Raw genomic sequence first — 17,732 nt, 5'->3', positions numbered from 1 at the left:
AATCAGCGTCTCTTGAGATAGCCGCTGCTGGAGCTGCGACGTTGAGGGAGGCGTGCGACCGGCTGCGGTGGAGCTGCCGGGGTTGGTACAGGATCAGGTTCAGGATCTGGTGATTCCATTGCTGGCTCAGAAACAATGACTGGCCGCGAAACTTCCGAGGAAGCAGTCGGTGCTTTTTCGGCAAACAACTCAGCCTGAGCCAGTGCCTGGGCAACTCGGTCCCAGTCACGCTCTTTGTAGCGATCCAGTCCTAGGTAATGGGCCATTGCCAGGCAATAAACCATCAAGTCCAACGCTTCGTTACGCTCGGACTTGCCCTTGATCCACTCGGTGACCGGCTTGCCTTTCACGTAACGCGTCATTCGGCGTTCAGCCACGCACTGCGCAAAAAAGTCATCGGGCAAATCTTTCGCAAAGTGCAATGCACCAGGACCGTTTTCAAACGGGTAGCGGTTGTAAATCCAGTCCTTTGCAGTGTCGGTACCGACGATCCAAAGCTCGGCCCCGTTTCGTTCGGTTTGGCCACGCCATGTCACATCGACCATTGAAGGCCGCTGAGCAATGGGTGGTTTACCAGGCTTGCTCGCACCTTTGATTGCAAACACATTGCGCCACCGACGCAGACGGCAGAACTGGTACACCTCATTTGTGTGATGTCCCCCGGTGTCGATCGCCGTCGCCAAAATCGACAAGCCCACGCCGCAGGGATGCCAATAACGCGACTTCAGTTTTTCATCCAGCGCGGACCAGGTGCGATCATCTGAGGGATCACCCATGATGACTTGGTGATCGATGATCCAGCGCTCTAACCCCACGCCCCAGCCCATCACCATGAGTTCAAGCCGGTTGGCCTGCACATCGACCGAAGCTGTGAGCATCAAAGCACCTTTCGGTACAGAGCCAAGTACATAGTCTTCCTGCAAGGCACGGGCCTGGAGAACGCTCGCCTTGGTCTGCTCCTGAGTACTGTCCCAGACCTTGGCTAACCGTGTGTTGAAGAACACCTGCATAGCCTCCAGATCACCACTGGCCTGTTTCACGATGGCCTCGTCGTAGTCCTTGGCCATCGACAACCAACTGGTCCAACCCAAGGGCGCATACAGGGCATTGAGGTGAAAGCCTACAGTTTCACCATCCCCTTCAGCGTGAGAACGCCACTCGCCCTGGGCCAGCATTTCACCTTTGTGGTGCTCTTCAATCAGTGCACCGCAATCAGGGCCGCTGCAGAGGTACTCAATACGGCTGTAATCCTCCGTGTATTTGAGGTTCTCCCATTCAAGAATCTGCATGTGCCGGCAATGAGGGCATGGGACGTAGTAGTAACGCTGGTCGCTGATTGCAAATAGATCGGCAATGCGTGAAGCACCTTTCAGCGTGGGCGAGCTTGAGAAGTAGAACTTGGCCTTCCTGCCAAACGTACTGCCCCGAATTTCGGCCAGTTTTACCGGATCACCTTCGTTGCCTACGTCGACCTCCCAACGGTCAATCTCATCTCCATAAATAAACCGGGCGGCCAGCTCCGCAAGGTTGGCGGCGGAGCCTGCAGTCACTGCATACAGAGTGCCGCCCTCAAATTCCTTGGTGTCCTGAGTATTCTTGGCATCGCGTGACCTCGGCGCAGCCACTCTTTCGCGCAGCACGGGGGTAGCATCGATGGTTTTGCTTATCCGGGATGAAACCCGTGACGCGAGTTTGAGTGTTGGGAGCAGCGTCAGAATATTCGACGGCGACATGTGGATCAGGGCGCCAATCCAGTTCAGGGCAATCTGCGTTTTCATCAACTGCGAAGCCACCATCGTGACCACCCGTTTGCAGGGGTGAGCCGGTGACAAACAGCGCATTGGCTCCCGGGCATATGGGGTGCGAGCGGTTCGATATTGGCCTGGCTCAGCCGCACCGACACTGCGAGGAATGCGCATGTACTCGTCGGCCCATTCATCAACCCAGAGATCCGGGTCTGGACGCAAGCCACGGTAATACGCCAAACGGTAAACCTCAGTTCCGTCAGCGTAGGGAAAGTGCATAAGGTCAGCTCTTAGTTAGGGCTCGGGATAGATCACTGAGGGACATGCGCTCAGCGTCTTCAAGCGTTCGGCGAATGGAGGCCGTCAGATGTTTTTCAATGTCCCAGGGATCGGTCATCGCAACCAATTCAGAGGCAATCTGCGGTGGCAGTCCGAGAAGAAGATCCCGCAGCATGCGGCCAGCTTCAAAAGCAGCCTTATCAACGACGCTCGCCTCTACCAGAGAGCCGTTTTCTTTTCGGACCTGGGCTTCAATCTGTTCCGCCTGAGCGTGTTCACGACGTGCCCGGGAACGCTGGTAGTCAGGAATCGATGGAAGCGAGGCGTTAGCTGGAGGATGGACCTGCGCAAAAGCTGGAGCACTGGCCTGCTTGTCCTGAGCATGACGAGCGCTCACACCAACCTTGCTGGGGTCACGAGTCATCGCCAGAAATTGCTCACTGGCGTCAACATCCACAAGGCCTGCTTCATTCAAAACCAGACGATCATTTTGAATCAGCTTACTGATGTGTTGTTTGGACCAACCCTTCAGTTCGCCGTATTCCTTACGTGTCAAAAACGCCATGTGGTCGCCTCTTTCAATACCGAGTCAACTGGTCAACCAGTCAACTGTGGTCAACTAACTTTGAAACCCAGCCACTAACGATTTCCCGCGGGTTTCCTGCCCCGTACCCGTGGAAAATGCCCAGGGTCCCCGGCAGGATTTGAGAGACAAGAATTATTCTGATTGGCCAGAACGGGGAGGAATTTCACAGGGCCTGAGAGCTTGGCTGCTGATGTTTACGCAAACTCCCGCAGCGCCTCTTGCAAGCGCTTGGCCTTGGTGATTGCTTCAGCATTGCTCTCACGCTCAGACTCAACCGACAGGGCAACCTCTTCGATGCGGCTAGCCAACGCCTTCAAACGCTTGCTGAACTCATCAGACAGACACACCACCTCACCCGACAGGGCCGCCAGAACATCTAGTGCACCCTCAGGTTTCTTGATCGATACAACGGTCTGCTTGGCTGCCTGAGGCATGACTGTCTCCTTCTTGGATTTGCGGGTGGCTACATCGCGCTGAAATTTACCGCCTATGGGCTCTCTGATAAGCCCAGCATCTTTGAGCTCACCGAGTGCCCGGCGAACGGCATAGGCCGATGCGCCACTGGCATTGGCTGCCATCACTGCGCCGTGGATATCGCGAGCGCTCCAGCGCGCTTGAATGGGGACATGGCCAAAGACTTTTTGAGCAATCGAGGATTGCCCTGCAAGCATCTGCTGCTGCCTGGATTCATTCATGTCTGGAGTCCTGTTCAACAAGTGGATGTGAAGGAATTATTCAGAGCGATCCGATTGAGAAGGCACATCGCAAACACCTAGGCGTCGAGCGGCCCAGCGTTCGTAAAGACCAATGGCGACGTCCGCCCCGGCCATCGCCGTGAGGCATCCCACCGCCGATGACGCCCAGATCGACACACCATTGGCATGCAGCAGCATCATCGTGGACAGCCCGCACCCGATGCAGGCACCTGACCGCAAGGCCAACCGCCGGACCAAGGACCAACCCCGAGCACCATCTTTGTCCGCTCGCCACATCTCGCCCGATACGCCGCCGATCAAGGACAGTGCGATCACTAGCCAGATCGGCATATCAGCTAACGCTTGTTGCTCTGTTGTCATGTATGACCTCAATCAAAGAGCGGCGCGGGGTGCTGAAAAAAGAAAACCCCGCCGGGGTGGGCAGGGTTTTCAGTGCGCTGGTGTATGCCAGGGCGAGGTGCACAGCACGTGCTCGGGGAGCGCTTAGGCGCAGAATTCATATCGTGGGAACGTTTTACCCCTCTCCGGAAAAACCGAAAAGAGGCTATTTTCGGTAGGTCTACAAACGACCATGAAACGACCACAATCCAACCACAATACGACAAAGTGCCCAGACGAACGGTAGTTAGTGGCTACGGGCGCGCCTGCTCATTCTTGCTCTGGTCAGGCTGGTTTCGTGTGAACCAGTGCGCTGGCCAAGGCCACGAGTTGTGGCACTGCGAACTGTGAGAATCAACTGAACCTGCTGATGCAGACGATGAACCCAATTCCGATACGTCCGATCCGCATCCTCTCGAAGTCCGAGCAGTTGCAGCTGAGAGCGAACCGAGTATGCAGGCTGTGGCAGATAGCGATTGCGAGCCAAGGTCGCGAGCTGAGCCCCTTTCTCAGACTGCCGCTCAAGCTGTGCAAGTGCCGCCGCTACTTCAGTTGCAACGTGATCCATACCACTACCCGACGCCAACAACAGATCACGCGAGCCTGGCGTACCACGTGGCGCACTGCCACCCCACTGCATGATTGTCGCCATCGGGCTGCCCAGCCCAACACCGTCACCAACGCGGCAGTGCTGGCTGGCCCAATGCTGCATCAACGCTTCAATTTCTTCGATCATTGCCCTTCCCCCCAAAAGAACGAACCCAACACAAAAATCACCAAACCCAACACAGGCCCAACACAAATAAAATCCTTTAAAATCAATATCTTTATTAGCTTTGAGTTGAGTGTGTTGGGTTTGTTGGGTTTATAGGTCCTCGCATAAGAAAAAAATATAGGTCTTCGTTTCAGTGCAATTAACGTCACGTATGCGCGTGCGCTACGACAAACCCAACACACCCAACACAGCAGTCGGAAAGCCGCATGATTAAAGGTCTGAAACTGTGTGGAGTACCCAAAACCAACCCCACACACACCCGACACACCCAACACACTTTTGGGTACAGTCATGCTGCAGCCGCCTTGACATGTTCCCAGCTGTCCACGCTCCAGCCGGCCAACTTCGCTTGGGCACGCCAATTGGCGACCGTTTTGCCCAGATCGGCCGCTTTCAGTGATGGGGGCTGGGAAGCACCGGGATCGTTTGGAAAGAAAAACGCACCAAATCGTCTGTTACTGCCCTCTGTCCAGGGGATAGATCGGGTCTTGTCCACTTCCGAACCGACGAACAGCGAGAACTTCGTCTGACTCATCACGTGTTCTTTATTGCGGTGACACCACTCAAGGAAAAGTGAATAAAGATCTGTAGAAAGGCACGCGCCCCACAGATCTCGTCCCAGCTCGTTATATTTCCAAAGACTGAGGAATGTTTGCCACCCGGCACGACTCAACGCCACCAAACGCTCACGTGCCGCTGTACTCGGTGGCCGGGTACGCTGGTCGAAATCGCCGAGCTCAATCGATAACAACCATCCATACAGAGCAGCCACCCCGCCGTTTTTAAGCTCCTTGCCAATAGCCTTCTGCCGGTCTTCTGGCAGGGTATGCTCGGGCCACATCACCAGCATTCGACGATCACTTTCGCTGATGGGCCATGGCAGGATCTCGTTGCTCAGGAAAACCGCATTCATATGGTTGGCTTCTTCCCAACCATTGATGAACTTCGATTCCATACGCACCGTTTTGCCGGTGATCAGGTGCTTGATCTTGCCCACTTGGTTGTAGCGCTGATCCCGGCTGACGACCTCTTCAAACACCGACCAAAGCTTACGGCTTTGCCAGGCGTTGAAGGTACTTTCAAGCTGCGTCTGTCCTACGGTGGCAGCGTACTGACCGTAAAGCATGCCCATCGCATCGGCGAACAGCAGACTCTTACCCGAGCCCTCCATGATCGAGTGCATCAAAACAGCCGTGTCCATCTTCGCGCCGAGGTGTTGGAGCGGATATGCCATCCATCGCGTCAACCACTGAGCTGCATCCTGATCATGGTTGCAGAGAAAAGAAATCAGCCAGCGCAGGTTTTCGCACGCGGCCTCATCAGAGATCGGTTCTAGCGGCAATCCATCGAAGGTATTGATGTAGACCTGCGGGTCTTTGGTCATTGTTGGGTCAAAGACGATATGGTCAACATCCACCACCCGACGCTCGCTGCTGTTCAACCACAAGGGGTATGTATCTCCGAGGGCCATCTTCACAGCGCCCTCTGCTATTCGCCGCTTTTTCTCTCGATCCCAAACATCCTTCGTACCATCGATGTAAACGTATCGCTCGGTCGGCGGCATACCGAATGCACCGCCTTTTTTGCCAGCCATACGTCGAGACTGCTCGATATCACGCACATGCTCATCGGATATCAGCTTTCGACGCTCGGTGTCCTCCAGCCACTGCTTCGCCAAAGGCTTACCGACTCGAGCCTCAAATGCCGACCTCTTCATAACCCTCGACTGATCGAAGTCCCACACATTCGTGGTTCCCTCTACCAATGCAAATCGCCGAAGAGCGTGATCGAGCGTCAGCACCTCCCCCGCGCCCCCAGTAGGAGTCGGAGCGGCATCGCTGACAGCGACATTAGCGGAGCCCTGCTCGCTCATATCTCCGGATGGGGTAGGGGGAAGATCACGCTGATCAGACCGCGACGAATGCTGCATACCCAACATGCGTGCAGCATCTTTAACCGCCTTGGACTGATCGCCGCCGTGCTCAAGCAGGCAGAACACCTCAAACGCATCGTTCTGGTGACCATTGGCCAACGGGTCAGCGCCGTGGTGCGAATACAGCTTGTCATCGGTGATGGTGATACCCGGCAAGCCCGTACTGCTTTGCGGATAAAGCCATTTATTACCGCGTTTGAGGTAGCCGTGGGTCCGCAGTAATTCTTCAACGTCATGGCTGCGGTTGAACTCATCAATCACCGAAGGCCGATTGCCAGTTACCTGGGTAGGCGACTTGCTCGACTTTGGTTTGACCTTTTCAGCCTTCAGCGCCCAAGGGCAAGCAGCCTCGGCATCACGTTTGAAAATGTCCCAGTTTTGCCAAATGGCCAGCAGGTCAGTGGTCAACACCGGCAGGCCATCAGCGGAGGGTGGTGTGCGCCAGGTATACGGTTTACCGGTACCGGGATGAATTGAAGGTGGCAATACGTCTTGCACCAAGCCTGCGCGCAACTCGAAAACTGTGAACCGCTTGTAGGGCTCTGCCTCGGTACGTGCAGCCGCTTCACCGTCCAAATCGCCTGCTTCTTTTGCCGCTTTGGCTTTCTCGATCAGACCTTTAAAAATCGACCCATCAGGGTCGTTTTCGTTGGGCCATGCAAGCGAATGACGCGTGAGGTCTATTCCATCCGGCAACTGGAACAGGATACGAAAACGTGCCGGGTTACCCACTACTGTCGGGTACACCAGCGCCATTGCGTCCAAGTCCAGGCCGAGCAGCTCGTACAAGACGTGGCGCGTCCACTGAACATCATCAACGTCTAACGAGCAAACACGGCTCGGCCCTAAGACCACGCCAAGGTTGTGCGTTGGATTCGCAGACCAGAAGGCTTCGGCAGCCTGTGCATCAGTGATGTAACCACCGGGCTTATTCCAGCCCAACTCTTTGGGAGCTTTCTCCCCCGGCTCGATGGCAACAAGTGCCAGTTTGAAGGTGTCGATGTAGCGTCGTGCCCATGTCGCCATAGGCACAGCGTGAAAACGATCGGTCATCTGCGGCGCTCCCGCAACTCTTGGCAACTGACGCAGGTTTGGCAGCCTTTGACCTTCTCCTGGCGGAGAGCTGGTATCGGTTCATCGCAATCAACACAGATTGATGCACTGACCGCGGATGCTGAAGCACGCTGACGTTGCTCCAAAGCGCGCTGTAAAAACTCATCCGCATAGTCATTAGCCAGATCAACAATGTCAGCCATTATCGCGGTCCTCCATTGCCTGGCGTGCGCCGGCCATGATGCCCAGTACCTCGCGGATAACGTCCATGCCACGCTTCTCAAGAATGGCGACTTCGTGCAACTCCCAAACTGCGTCGGCCACACCGTCGTGCATGCAAGACACAAACTCGCCAGATTCATGAAGCAACTTGCCTACCGCTTTCAACGCTTCTTTTGTGGCAGGCACTGGCGTTGGCTTGTACCAAACAGCCCCGGCTGGACGCACTAAGGCATCGAGCAAACGCGGATCAGCCGTGAGGCGAATCACCTCCTCCAGCTCATCCGGCGTAAGCCAGCGGCGTTCTTCGTCGAGTTTGAGTTTCTTCTGCAGGGAGTCGTTGTCGATCACCATTGCGAATGCAAGTGCGGTGACACCACCCTTGTAGGAACGTCCTGCGCGATAGAGCGCATGACGCAATGAAAGCACCGGACCAGCGTCCGGTAATAGATCGATGCGACTCATAACCGTAAAAACCCCTTTTACGGTGTAGCCATAAGACAAGGCGCGCCCTATCCTACGACCACGACCGATGTACATGTGCTGTGTATCGTCGTCGCTGGACCGGAGGATCTTTGGTGAGAGGCTCCGGTCCAGCACCTTTATGTCTTTTTTGCTTTACTGCGGCGACCGATCGGACGCAGTTCAATTGCTTTGTAGTCGAGTCCTTGCTCAATCAATATTCGGATGTCCCGATTCGAATTGAGCATTTGTGAAATCGCGCTTTGAGAAACCCCTAGAAGCAGTGCCAGCTCTGGCTGGGTTTTCCCCTCAGCGAAATTCACAAGCGGTGTACCAATCCCATCAGCCATCCACCTAATCCTCAAATGTGTCCAGCGACCGAGATATTAGTGATACTTCTTTTTTTGAGCAAGTAAAAAAAGACGCAAAGCTGTTTTGAGGAAATAAGCAGAGCTTATAAAGTAGGCCAATGAAGAACGTTACCGATGTCACTCAATCTGAAGCTGCGCGCTTGAAAGCTATCTACCAAGATAGGAAGAAGGCGAACCCCGATCTGAGCCAAGAAAAGCTTGCTGAGGAATGCGGGTGGTCTGGCCAAAGCGTCGTAAGCCAGTATATGAATGGAAAGATCCCACTCAATTTACCCGCGCTGCTCAAGTTTTCTAAGGCGTTAGGATTCAATCCTTTTGACGTAAGCCCTCGGTTAGCTGAAGGCTTTATCGTCATAGATGACGTACATAAGAGCCAATCAGGCTCACTTGCTCTAGACCGTAGCTCTCCGACACAAGACCCGACTGGTTTAACCGCGATCCCTTTATTCAGAAGCGAAATTAGTCCAATCGAGGTCTGGGACGATGAGGTTCCACTTGGAGCTGATGAGGTTGAGCTGCCGTTCTTTAAGGAAGTCGAGCTATCCGCAGGTAATGGATCTACAGTCATGCTTGAAGAAAACGGAAGAAAGCTGAGGTTTGGTAAGCGCACCCTGCAGCGAAAAAATATCGACCCTGCTTCTGCTGCATGCGTTCCAGTAAGCGGGAACAGCATGGAGCCAGTACTTCCTCATGGAAGCACCGCGGGCGTAAATCTGGCGGATACAAAAATCATCGATGGGAAAATGTACGCTATTGATCATGATGGCCAGCTACGGGTCAAACTGATCTACAGCCTTCCAGGGTTCGGACTTCGACTCCGAAGCTACAACACTGAGGAGTACCCTGATGAGCGATACGATGGATCTTACGTTAGAGATCACATTCGGATCATAGGTAAGGTGTGGTGGTACTCAGTTTTGTTGTGAAGTCCCCGAAAGAAAAAGCCACTGCTTCCTGCAGTGGCTTTTTTTTGCCTGGAAAATAAATTTATAAGCATTACTGTTGACTAGCCATATCAGTAACGCTAATTTATGACTCACCCCTCTCACCAAGAGCACGAGTCATGACATCGACACAGCACAACCACATCCGCTGCCGGGTATACATCCATCCGGCAGCCTGCAACAGCCCCTCCTCAGTGGAAGCTATTCAACGCCGCACCAGCCGCCTGGCGATCATAACCAGCCCAGGGCGTATCGAACTCACTCCGCAGATTGCTGAAACCATCTCTTCATTCGGAGGTGCTGCGGCATGAAAAAGTTTCTGATTGGATTGGCAGGCCTCGCCCGCACGGGCAAAACAACTGCTGCCAAACACCTGGTCTGCACGCACAACCTCCAGACCTACGCATTCGCAGACCCGCTGCGTGAAGGCCTGACAACCATCTTCAACCTTAGCCAACGCGACTTTGACGACGAGCACAAAGAACAGCCAATCGCCTGGCTAGGCCGTTCCGCACGCGAACTGATGCAGTCGATGGGCACCGAGTGGGGCCGTAATCAGGTGCACCCAGAACTGTGGCTGCTTCTGGCCGAGCAAAATCTTGGATTCCTCGAGCAAACCAATACGGCAGCCTCCGGCTTTGTGATTAGCGATCTTCGTTTTGAAAACGAAGCGGCTTTCGTTCGAGAGAAAGGCGGCCTTGTCATTCATTTGCTACGCGAAAACGCACTCGATGTGAAACCACATATCAGCGAAACCGGCATAGCCATACACGACAACGATTTCGTGGTGCACAACGACGAAACGATTGAGCAGATGACCGGCCAACTGGACGAGATCTTCAATGCCCTTTGCGCTCGCGCAGCGGCTTAAGGAGCAGCCACATGAACCGTACCCTGGATGCTACTGCCGCCCTACTTGGCTTGAAACCACGCGCCTTCCGCAGTCGCTTACGTGAGCTTGGCATTTTGACTCAGAACGGTGAACTGGCCAGCAAGCACCGAGACCAGGGTTATCTGTATGTAGACACACGCAGTCGCTGGAACGCGAACATCAATACCTTCAGCTACTACGCGGTAGTTATGGTGAAGGAGCCCGGCGTGAGCTGGTTAAGCAAACAACTGGGCATCACCGTGACACCCGCTAAAAAGGACGCAGCCGCATGAAACAGAACGCCATCACGCAAGCGATCGGCGCCTTGAAACTGGTCCCGATATTCGTCAACAACCCGGCCACCGTCAGTCGCGCCACGATGATTGGGGCATCAGCAGAGGCAGTTGCTCTGCTTGAGACACTTCCCGCGGCATCTGCTGAGCTGATCGAGGTGTTTCGTTGCGTAAATGCAGTAATCAGCGACGGGCAGACTGCTTACGTCACCCCTACCCGCCGCCTTGAATACCCATACGGCGCTGTAATTGCTGACAGCGAGGGGCACATTTGTGCCGCGGCGATGGGGAAAACCAAAGAAGGCCTGGCCGAGTTAATTCGCCTCAAGTTGCTGCCCCCACTGGAGGGGTGCGGGGAGGATTTAGCGTGAGCAACACACTCGATCAACTGCGCAAGGAGTTCACCACACCTTGCCCAAGCCTGAAGGCAGTACGCGAGCGCTACTTCGCACACATATCTAGCGATCGTTATCTACTGCGCCGAATCAGCGCTGGGCGAATCGAACTAAAAGTCACCCGTTTGGGCGGTGCAGGGAACAAAGGCACAGCAGTTGTTTATCTGCATGACTTGGCCGCTTACCTAGACGCACAAACGGCAAAGCAAGCAGCCTGATTCAACGGCAGCCCCTGCCGCACAAGGGGAATAACCCAAACTTAATGAGGCACAGCACATGAGCAAGTCACGTCCATTCATTGACACCCTGCGCGACATCGAAGCCGGTGGCCTGCTGGATGAACTCAGCGAAACCCAGCATAGCTTGATCGAGGCCATTCGCTTAACAGGCAAAGGGGGCGAGCTGACGATCAAGCTCACCTACAAGCCTGATGGCAGCGGCCAGATGACTATCAAAGCGGATGTAAAAGCCAAAGAGCCGGCCCTTTCACGTGGCACGTCTTTGTTCTTCCTAACCCCCGAAGGCAACCTCACCCGTCGTGATCCACGCCAACAGGATCTTCCACTTCGGACGGTGAACGATGACAAACCCGAAGTACTGCGACACGTCAGCCAGTAAACACATCTCACCACTTGCACTACCCACTGGAGCACATCCAATGCAACAAGCCCTACAACAGCTATTCACTCTGGCCCAAGCCCTTGGCAAGCCTGTCGACCACCCTGGACTGGCAGCGCCGATTGCGCTGGTACCGCACGGTGTGTCGCTCGAGAACTTGGAGCACCTGCTACCTGCCCCAACCCGCACCAAACAAAAGCTCACCGTCCTGGATGCGGAGTCGTTCATTGAGTACGTGAATCGCTTCGCCACTTCTGCCACCGCCGTTTTCTGCAACGGCCCAGAAGGTCGAACCTTCTCAGCGGTTATCGATTACCACCAACCAGAAAGCCCTGCATGGCGCGAACACGTTGCGACCTATCGTTGCCCGACCACTGTTGAGTGGGGTCGCTGGAAGGAAAACGACCGCAAGCGTATGGACCAAGCGACCTTTGCCGAATTCATCGAAGAAAACGTGTGGGACATAACTCAGCCTGCAAACGAGCAAAACGCACCAGGTGCAGCTGACATGCTGGAAATCAGCCGCACGCTCGAAGCTAAGAAAAATATCAGTTTCCGCCAAGGCACCCGCCTCGACAATGGCCAAGTGCAACTGACCTACAACGAAGAAATCGACGGTCGAGCCGGTGAGGCTGGCCAGCTGCGCATTCCTGAACAGTTCTTTATTGGTGTGAAACCGTTCCTCGGCGGTGACGCATTCTGCGTACCGGCGCGATTCCGTTATCGCATCCAGGACGGCCGTTTGATGATGTGGTTCGAACTGGTGCGCCCGGACAAAGTCCTCGAAGAAGCCTACAACGCAGTGCGCGACAAGATCCAAACCGCCATTAACGAAGTGCCGCTGTACGAAGCCACTTTGTAAGTAGACGCCCGCAATTTGCTGCCGCCGGACTCTCACCAATGATCCCGGTGGCGGCTTTAACGAGGTACACAGCACATGTTCATACAGCACTTAGCAATTACTTTTACTGGGATGGGATTTGGCTTTTTAAGCTTGTCTTACTTCATCTGCAAAGCAGCTGGAAAGTTAGTTTGGCAGAATATCACTCAAAAAAAACAGTTGAAGACGATTAGGGAGGCAGCATGAGCGCAGCACATAAGATGGATTTTTTTATCACCCCAGGCGCGTGGTTCCGCCAAGAGCTGCTGCCCCCAACCTTTGGCATCAGCACCGAAGCTGCTCGTAAATACCGCTCCAGTGGTAAATGGCTCGAAGGCAGACATTGGCGCTGGGACCCGGCCAATGTAATCGTCTACAACCGCTCAGAGATTGAGAAGTGGATGGCGGGCCAACCATGACAGACAAGATGCCAACCGGAGTCGAACTGAACGGTAAGCAACTACGCATATCATTCATGCTGCATGGCCAACGCTGCAGAGAACCACTGGCCGGTATCGTGAAGGTTAACAAATCCGCAATTGCATACGCAGATAACAAACGCAGAACGATCTTGGCTGAAATTAAAGAAGGTCGTTTTGACTACGCGGCTCACTTTCCCGACTCTCCTCGCGCAGCAATGTTCTCAGGCGCTGGGGGGCACTCTACAAAGCGAACTGTATCAGAGGGCATTCAGCGCTGGATGGAAGTCCAGCGCGCTCTACGCGCCTCAAGCACGGCCACCAACTACGCAAGCAAAGCACTGCACGTTGAGAAAAAGTTCGGTAAATCGAAAATCGTGGACATCAGCAAAAGTGATATTGAACTGTTCCAGGCCCAACTGCTAAAGCAAGGACTCGCCCCAAAGACCGTGAATGACATTTTTACGGTTATCAGGGGCGTCTGGGCCAACGCTTTTGGGGACGGAATTCTTAAAGCTAACCCTCTGGATCGAATCAGTAATGTGGGTACTGATAATGACCTCGAGCACGCCGATCCATTCAGCCGGGAAGAGATTAAGAAAATTGGCAAAGCAGATCCTGATCGTATCCCTGAAGCCCGCATGATCATGTTCAACTGCTGGGCCGGGCTGTCATTGTCTGAAATCATCGCACTAGCCGTGGAAGACGTGGATTTAGAAGCGGGCACAGTGAATGTGCGAAGAGCGTCAGTTGCTGGAGAATTCAAAGTACCGAAAGAGCGCTCCAGGTTGCGTACCGTCGAACTGATTGACCCTGCTCTAGAGTTGATGCGCGAGATTATTATCGACGCCTCACAGGCTCCAAGCGTTGAAATTAAAGTGATTCAGCGCGACAACATCACCAGTAAAAAACATAAGGTTCGATTCTTGTTCCGCAGTAGTACCAGCGAACTGCTTTGGAACGGCAAGACCCTTAGCAATTGGTTTACAACGCACCTTAAAAAGGCTGAGATCCGGCATCGTGGCGCTAACCAGTGCCGACATACGTTTGCCAGTCAGATGCTGTCGAGCTATGTGCCTGTTGAATGGGTGGCCAGACAACTTGGGCACGCCGACACAACTATGGTCAGGAAGCACTACGGACGATGGATACCGAAAGATACAAAGAGCATGGCTGGGATGGTATCGGAAATGTTAGGTTTCAGAATTTAAGGAATAAAGATAGATACTAATGGCCAAGCATCACGGAGAGCTCGGCCGAGCTTCTAATCGGCTACACTGCAGATGCCTACACAAAACCTTGTGGTGATCCACAAAGGCAAAATGCAGCATCCGATATCGCAGATCAAGTCACGTCACTATACTTCGATACTCTGCGAAGGAATCGCATTGAGAATCCAGCACTCCTGATGAATATAGAGGAGCCCAAGAAGCTCTGAATAGCACGTGAACGCGGCATCTTCTGCAAGCTGCGCTTGGATATTAGGGGTCGCCTTGTTGACTGCCCTCGCAGCGGTCCATGCAGACTGGAGATCCACTGATTTCGCTAAAGCAGAGGCCTTTTTATCCTTATTAATAGCATTAGAAAAGACACCTGCATATTTATACGAGTCTGTGATCGTATATTTGCCATCGCCATCTATATCAACCGGCTTTGAAAACCACTTAAATGCAAATAAAAGAAAAAGATTTGCTAGCCAAGAAACGGGGCCAGTCAAAAACGGCTCCATCGTCGATGCACTAAGGCTTTCATGAAGGTTAGTAGCCCCTATAAAAATAACGTCGGGATCAACCTTCCCATCTATAGTTTGCTTACGACCAGCCCCAATATAGTTGAAAATTCCTGCGTAGCATTGACCGAGGTACACGACCGCTGTTTGAAGATTCGGTGATGACTTCAGGCATTTCAGTAAAGTGTAGGGAGTAATCGGTGCTACTGCATCGATGCCTTGAGGACCACCATGCCCCGTTACAAACATAACAACGTTCTCGTAAGTGTTGTTTGCTTGGTCGACAAAAAAATCCTTCGATTCCTTAACGACAAACGCGGAAGCGGTACCGCTCCTAATGAAGTTATCGATAGATACTCGATCAGCACCGTCAATATAGATTGCGATGTCTGCCATTTTGACACCGGCGCGCTCAAGACACAAAACACCATATGCGAGATCTAATATATGTCGCGTCTCAGCATCTGGCGCGCTTGTGGATAAAAACAATACCCACCTCGTGCTCCCACCAATCAAACTCATTATTCTACGTATCCTTGAGCTACTGCTTCCATAGTTTTTAAAGGCAGGTATTACTCAGCGAAGTCGGCCTACGAATGTCCTCGAAGTAGAACAATTCATCTATCTCAAGCTTTTCGGCGCCTTTCGTGACTTCATGCAGCAATCTACCGCGATCATCGAGCTCAAAGATAGTTGCACCAGTCTTGAGATAAAAGGCAGCTTCATGCTCGCCCTCCGAAGCCTCAGTCTTAAAAAGCAACCATGCCCCCATATTGACGCACTCCTTCACCGACTCGTCTATTTCTGGAAGGCGCGCTGACAAAATATCGTGAAGCTTCATTTGAGTCTCCTGACCGTCGATAGAGGTGTATCTAACGCTTGAAACAGCTGATTAGTCTGACACACGAGGAGCCTAGTAGAGTTTTTTTCGTTGCGCATCAGACAAAGGGTTGCACAGCGCTAAAAAAGAAAGGATCACGTCATTTTGATTCGCTGGTTCCTATTGCATTTTTAAACAGGAGCCTGGGGCAATTTAAATATCCGTGATCAATACGCCTGCAAAGCATTACAAACGCCACAAACCCATGACCATGACCATGACCATGACCATGACCATTCACCCTGCCGGCTTGCAGCTGCAACTGCAACAACCCAACCACTTGTCAATTTCGCAAGGTACCCTACAGCCCCCATGACTGCATCGATCATCCGCCGAAGCACGACTAAGGCCAGCTAAGTCAGAAATCGAATCTCAACAGGCAACAATCGAGAGAGGCCTAGCGAAACCATTTCTGCCCTAAAAATGCCCTAAGCGATCTTAAATAAACGAAAAAGCCCCCGTATTCATCAATGAATACGGGGGCTTCGTCTTGTTCAATAATGGCGGAGAGATAGGGATTCGAACCCTAGGTACTGTCGCCAGTACAACGGATTTCGAATCCGTCCCATTCGGCCACTCTGGCATCTCTCCAACGGCGCGCATCATAACGCGGTTTCTGATTATGGCAAAGCCTTTTTTCAAAAAAACCGCGTGCTATCAGTTGCTTGCGCGCCTTTACAGCTTAAAGCGGGACGCCGAGGCGGTTGGCAACTTCTTCGTAGGCTTCAATGACGTCGCCCAGACCCTGACGGAAGCGGTCCTTGTCCATTTTCTTGCCAGTGGCCTTGTCCCACAGACGGCAGCCGTCCGGGCTAAACTCGTCACCCAGAACGATCGAGCCGTCATGGAATACGCCGAATTCAAGCTTGAAATCCACCAGCAGCAAGCCAGCGTCGTCGAACAATTTGTTCAGTACATCGTTGACCTTGAGCGACAGTTCTTTCATGCGAACCAGTTGCTCGGCAGTGCCCCAACCGAATGCCACGACGTGGGATTCGTTGATGAACGGGTCGCCCTTGGCGTCGTCCTTGAGGAACAGTTCAAAGGTGTACGGGTTGAGCTTCATGCCCTCTTCGACACCCAGGCGCTTGACCAGGCTGCCTGCCGCGTAGTTACGCACAACGCATTCGACAGGGATCATGTCGAGCTTTTTAACCAGGCACTCGTTGTCACCCAGCAGTTTGTCGAATTGGGTCGGCACGCCGGCTTCTTCGAGTTTCTGCATGATGAAGGCGTTGAACTTGTTGTTCACCATACCTTTGCGATCAAGCTGTTCAATACGCTTGCCGTCGAACGCCGAGGTGTCGTTGCGAAACAGCAGGATCAAGCGGTTTTCGTCGTCGGTCTTGTAAACCGATTTCGCTTTACCGCGATAGAGTTCTTCACGTTTTTCCATGATGGGCTCCGCATGCTAAGTAGGTGGGCTAGGCGATTGTGCGCCAGTCGAGCCCTGAATCTTGATCGGCCAGTTGCAGCCAGTCCGGGTCGCACCCAAGGGTGTCGACAAAACATTGCCGGGCCAGCTGCGGCAGGTTGTTCTTGCTGCTGAGGTGTGCCAGTACAAGGTGTTGCAGATCTTGCCAGCCCAACTCGGCCACCAGGCTTGCAGCCTGATGGTTGTTCAAATGTCCTTCCTGGCCCCCTACCCGCTGCTTGAGAAAAGCAGGGTAGTGACCACGGGCAAGCAGGTCGCGGCAATGGTTTGCCTCGATCATCAGTGCATCCAGGTTGCGGTAGCTGTCCAGCACACCCGCGCAGTACGAGCCCAGGTCGGTCAGCAAGCCAAACCGCCGCTTGCCGTCACTGAACACGTATTGGGTGGGTTCCTGAGCATCATGGGCCACAAGGGTCACACTGATAGTCAACGCCCCGACTTGCAATGTCTGGCCACCGGCAACGTATCCGGCCGGCTCCAGGGGCTTGCGCATCCCGCGATGAGTGCCACGACTCATGTACACCGGCAAATTGTAGCGCCGAGACAGCAAACCCACGCCATGCACGTGGTCGGCATGTTCGTGGGTTACCAGAATCGCGCTCAGCTGGTGCGGGCTAACGCCCAACCTGGCCAGGCGACGCTCGGTTTCTCGCAAGGAGAAACCGCAATCGACCAGTACATAAGTCTTATCGCTGGTTATCAGCGTGCCATTCCCTTGGCTACCACTGCCGAGAACGGCAAAGCGCATGGA

23 protein-coding genes and 1 tRNA gene are annotated in these 17,732 nt (G+C 53.6%); 10 read left to right on the top strand and 14 right to left on the bottom strand.

The features are described 5' to 3' along the window. Positions 1 to 2: 2 nt before the first annotated feature. The 9 genes from RGV06_RS21745 to RGV06_RS21705 form a co-directional block, all read right to left on the bottom strand. Entirely contained in the window at positions 3 to 2,024 is a 2,022-nt protein-coding gene (locus tag RGV06_RS21745; protein WP_322151299.1) for a phage terminase large subunit family protein, read from the bottom strand. Positions 2,025 to 2,028: 4 nt separating this feature from the next. Continuing rightward, positions 2,029 to 2,589: a hypothetical protein gene (locus tag RGV06_RS21740; RefSeq protein ID WP_322151297.1), complete on the bottom strand. Its 561-nt coding sequence runs from the start codon at positions 2,587 to 2,589 to the stop codon at positions 2,029 to 2,031. Between the two features lie 215 nt (positions 2,590 to 2,804). Then, positions 2,805 to 3,305: a hypothetical protein gene (locus tag RGV06_RS21735; protein WP_322151295.1), complete on the bottom strand. Its 501-nt coding sequence runs from the start codon at positions 3,303 to 3,305 to the stop codon at positions 2,805 to 2,807. A 36-nt stretch (positions 3,306 to 3,341) separates the two neighbouring features. After that, on the bottom strand, positions 3,342 to 3,686 hold the full coding sequence (locus RGV06_RS21730) for a phage holin family protein (protein WP_073514853.1): 345 nt from the start codon (positions 3,684 to 3,686) through the stop codon (positions 3,342 to 3,344). Positions 3,687 to 3,951: 265 nt separating this feature from the next. Further along, positions 3,952 to 4,440: a hypothetical protein gene (locus RGV06_RS21725; RefSeq protein WP_322151293.1), complete on the bottom strand. Its 489-nt coding sequence runs from the start codon at positions 4,438 to 4,440 to the stop codon at positions 3,952 to 3,954. 328 nt (positions 4,441 to 4,768) lie between these two features. Then, entirely contained in the window at positions 4,769 to 7,465 is a 2,697-nt protein-coding gene (locus RGV06_RS21720) for a DUF5906 domain-containing protein (protein ID WP_322151291.1), read from the bottom strand. Next, positions 7,462 to 7,668, bottom strand: a complete 207-nt coding sequence (locus tag RGV06_RS21715; RefSeq protein ID WP_169907977.1) for a TraR/DksA C4-type zinc finger protein — start codon at positions 7,666 to 7,668, stop codon at positions 7,462 to 7,464. The genes RGV06_RS21720 and RGV06_RS21715 overlap by 4 nt, the downstream gene beginning before the upstream one ends. Continuing rightward, a complete protein-coding gene (locus RGV06_RS21710; RefSeq protein ID WP_322151288.1) occupies positions 7,661 to 8,149 on the bottom strand; it encodes a phage regulatory CII family protein in 489 nt (162 codons plus the stop codon). Before RGV06_RS21710 ends, RGV06_RS21715 begins: the two co-directional genes overlap by 8 nt. Before the next feature lie 137 nt (positions 8,150 to 8,286). Further along, complete coding sequence (locus tag RGV06_RS21705; RefSeq protein ID WP_322151286.1) at positions 8,287 to 8,496, bottom strand: XRE family transcriptional regulator; 210 nt, start codon at positions 8,494 to 8,496, stop codon at positions 8,287 to 8,289. A 119-nt stretch (positions 8,497 to 8,615) separates the two neighbouring features. Here RGV06_RS21705 and RGV06_RS21700 point away from each other — a divergent pair, with 119 nt between their 5' ends. The 10 genes from RGV06_RS21700 (at position 8,616) to RGV06_RS21655 (ending at position 14,148) form a co-directional block, all read left to right on the top strand. Then, a complete protein-coding gene (locus RGV06_RS21700) occupies positions 8,616 to 9,443 on the top strand; it encodes a LexA family transcriptional regulator (protein ID WP_322151284.1) in 828 nt (275 codons plus the stop codon). Between the two features lie 137 nt (positions 9,444 to 9,580). Then, positions 9,581 to 9,772, top strand: a complete 192-nt coding sequence (locus tag RGV06_RS21695; RefSeq protein WP_322151282.1) for a hypothetical protein — start codon at positions 9,581 to 9,583, stop codon at positions 9,770 to 9,772. Beyond that, positions 9,769 to 10,332 carry a deoxynucleotide monophosphate kinase gene (locus tag RGV06_RS21690; protein WP_322151280.1) on the top strand — a complete coding sequence of 188 codons (564 nt, stop codon included), beginning with the start codon at positions 9,769 to 9,771 and terminating at the stop codon, positions 10,330 to 10,332. Before RGV06_RS21695 ends, RGV06_RS21690 begins: the two co-directional genes overlap by 4 nt. A gap of 50 nt (positions 10,333 to 10,382) precedes the next feature. After that, positions 10,383 to 10,625, top strand: coding sequence for a hypothetical protein (locus RGV06_RS21685; RefSeq protein ID WP_082113347.1), 243 nt, complete (start codon positions 10,383 to 10,385; stop codon positions 10,623 to 10,625). Further along, on the top strand, positions 10,622 to 10,996 hold the full coding sequence (locus tag RGV06_RS21680; protein ID WP_322151277.1) for a hypothetical protein: 375 nt from the start codon (positions 10,622 to 10,624) through the stop codon (positions 10,994 to 10,996). Before RGV06_RS21685 ends, RGV06_RS21680 begins: the two co-directional genes overlap by 4 nt. Continuing rightward, positions 10,993 to 11,238, top strand: a complete 246-nt coding sequence (locus tag RGV06_RS21675) for a pyocin activator PrtN family protein (RefSeq protein ID WP_261738777.1) — start codon at positions 10,993 to 10,995, stop codon at positions 11,236 to 11,238. The genes RGV06_RS21680 and RGV06_RS21675 overlap by 4 nt, the downstream gene beginning before the upstream one ends. 58 nt (positions 11,239 to 11,296) lie before the next feature. Beyond that, complete coding sequence (locus RGV06_RS21670) at positions 11,297 to 11,638, top strand: hypothetical protein (protein ID WP_322151276.1); 342 nt, start codon at positions 11,297 to 11,299, stop codon at positions 11,636 to 11,638. Between the two features lie 40 nt (positions 11,639 to 11,678). Then, the gene (locus RGV06_RS21665) at positions 11,679 to 12,500 is read left to right on the top strand and encodes a YfdQ family protein (protein ID WP_122782542.1); all 822 of its coding nucleotides are present in this window, start codon (positions 11,679 to 11,681) and stop codon (positions 12,498 to 12,500) included. A 221-nt stretch (positions 12,501 to 12,721) separates the two neighbouring features. Beyond that, on the top strand, positions 12,722 to 12,937 hold the full coding sequence (xisR, locus tag RGV06_RS21660; protein ID WP_322151272.1) for an excisionase family protein: 216 nt from the start codon (positions 12,722 to 12,724) through the stop codon (positions 12,935 to 12,937). Next, positions 12,934 to 14,148, top strand: coding sequence for a tyrosine-type recombinase/integrase (locus RGV06_RS21655; protein ID WP_322151270.1), 1,215 nt, complete (start codon positions 12,934 to 12,936; stop codon positions 14,146 to 14,148). The genes xisR and RGV06_RS21655 overlap by 4 nt, the downstream gene beginning before the upstream one ends. A 146-nt stretch (positions 14,149 to 14,294) precedes the next feature. Here RGV06_RS21655 and RGV06_RS21650 read toward each other — a convergent pair whose 3' ends face one another. From RGV06_RS21650 to RGV06_RS21630, 5 genes are all read right to left on the bottom strand, one after another. Beyond that, a complete protein-coding gene (locus RGV06_RS21650) occupies positions 14,295 to 15,188 on the bottom strand; it encodes a hypothetical protein (RefSeq protein ID WP_322151268.1) in 894 nt (297 codons plus the stop codon). Positions 15,189 to 15,225: 37 nt separating this feature from the next. Next, the gene (locus tag RGV06_RS21645; protein WP_322151267.1) at positions 15,226 to 15,507 is read right to left on the bottom strand and encodes a hypothetical protein; all 282 of its coding nucleotides are present in this window, start codon (positions 15,505 to 15,507) and stop codon (positions 15,226 to 15,228) included. A 540-nt stretch (positions 15,508 to 16,047) separates the two neighbouring features. After that, positions 16,048 to 16,137: transfer RNA gene (locus tag RGV06_RS21640), tRNA-Ser, on the bottom strand. 91 nt (positions 16,138 to 16,228) lie between these two features. Then, positions 16,229 to 16,942 (bottom strand): phosphoribosylaminoimidazolesuccinocarboxamide synthase, encoded by a 714-nt coding sequence (purC, locus tag RGV06_RS21635; RefSeq protein ID WP_019410660.1) that lies wholly within the window; start codon positions 16,940 to 16,942, stop codon positions 16,229 to 16,231. A gap of 28 nt (positions 16,943 to 16,970) precedes the next feature. Next, a complete protein-coding gene (locus tag RGV06_RS21630) occupies positions 16,971 to 17,729 on the bottom strand; it encodes an MBL fold metallo-hydrolase (RefSeq protein ID WP_046809678.1) in 759 nt (252 codons plus the stop codon). Between the last annotated feature and the right edge of the window lie 3 nt (positions 17,730 to 17,732).

Source organism: Pseudomonas sp. CCI3.1 (genome assembly GCF_034313985.1).
GTDB classification, from domain to species: Bacteria; Pseudomonadota; Gammaproteobacteria; order Pseudomonadales; family Pseudomonadaceae; genus Aquipseudomonas; species Aquipseudomonas psychrophila.
The sequence above is the reverse complement of the archived record's forward strand: the minus strand, read 5'-3'. Positions and strand labels throughout refer to the sequence as shown.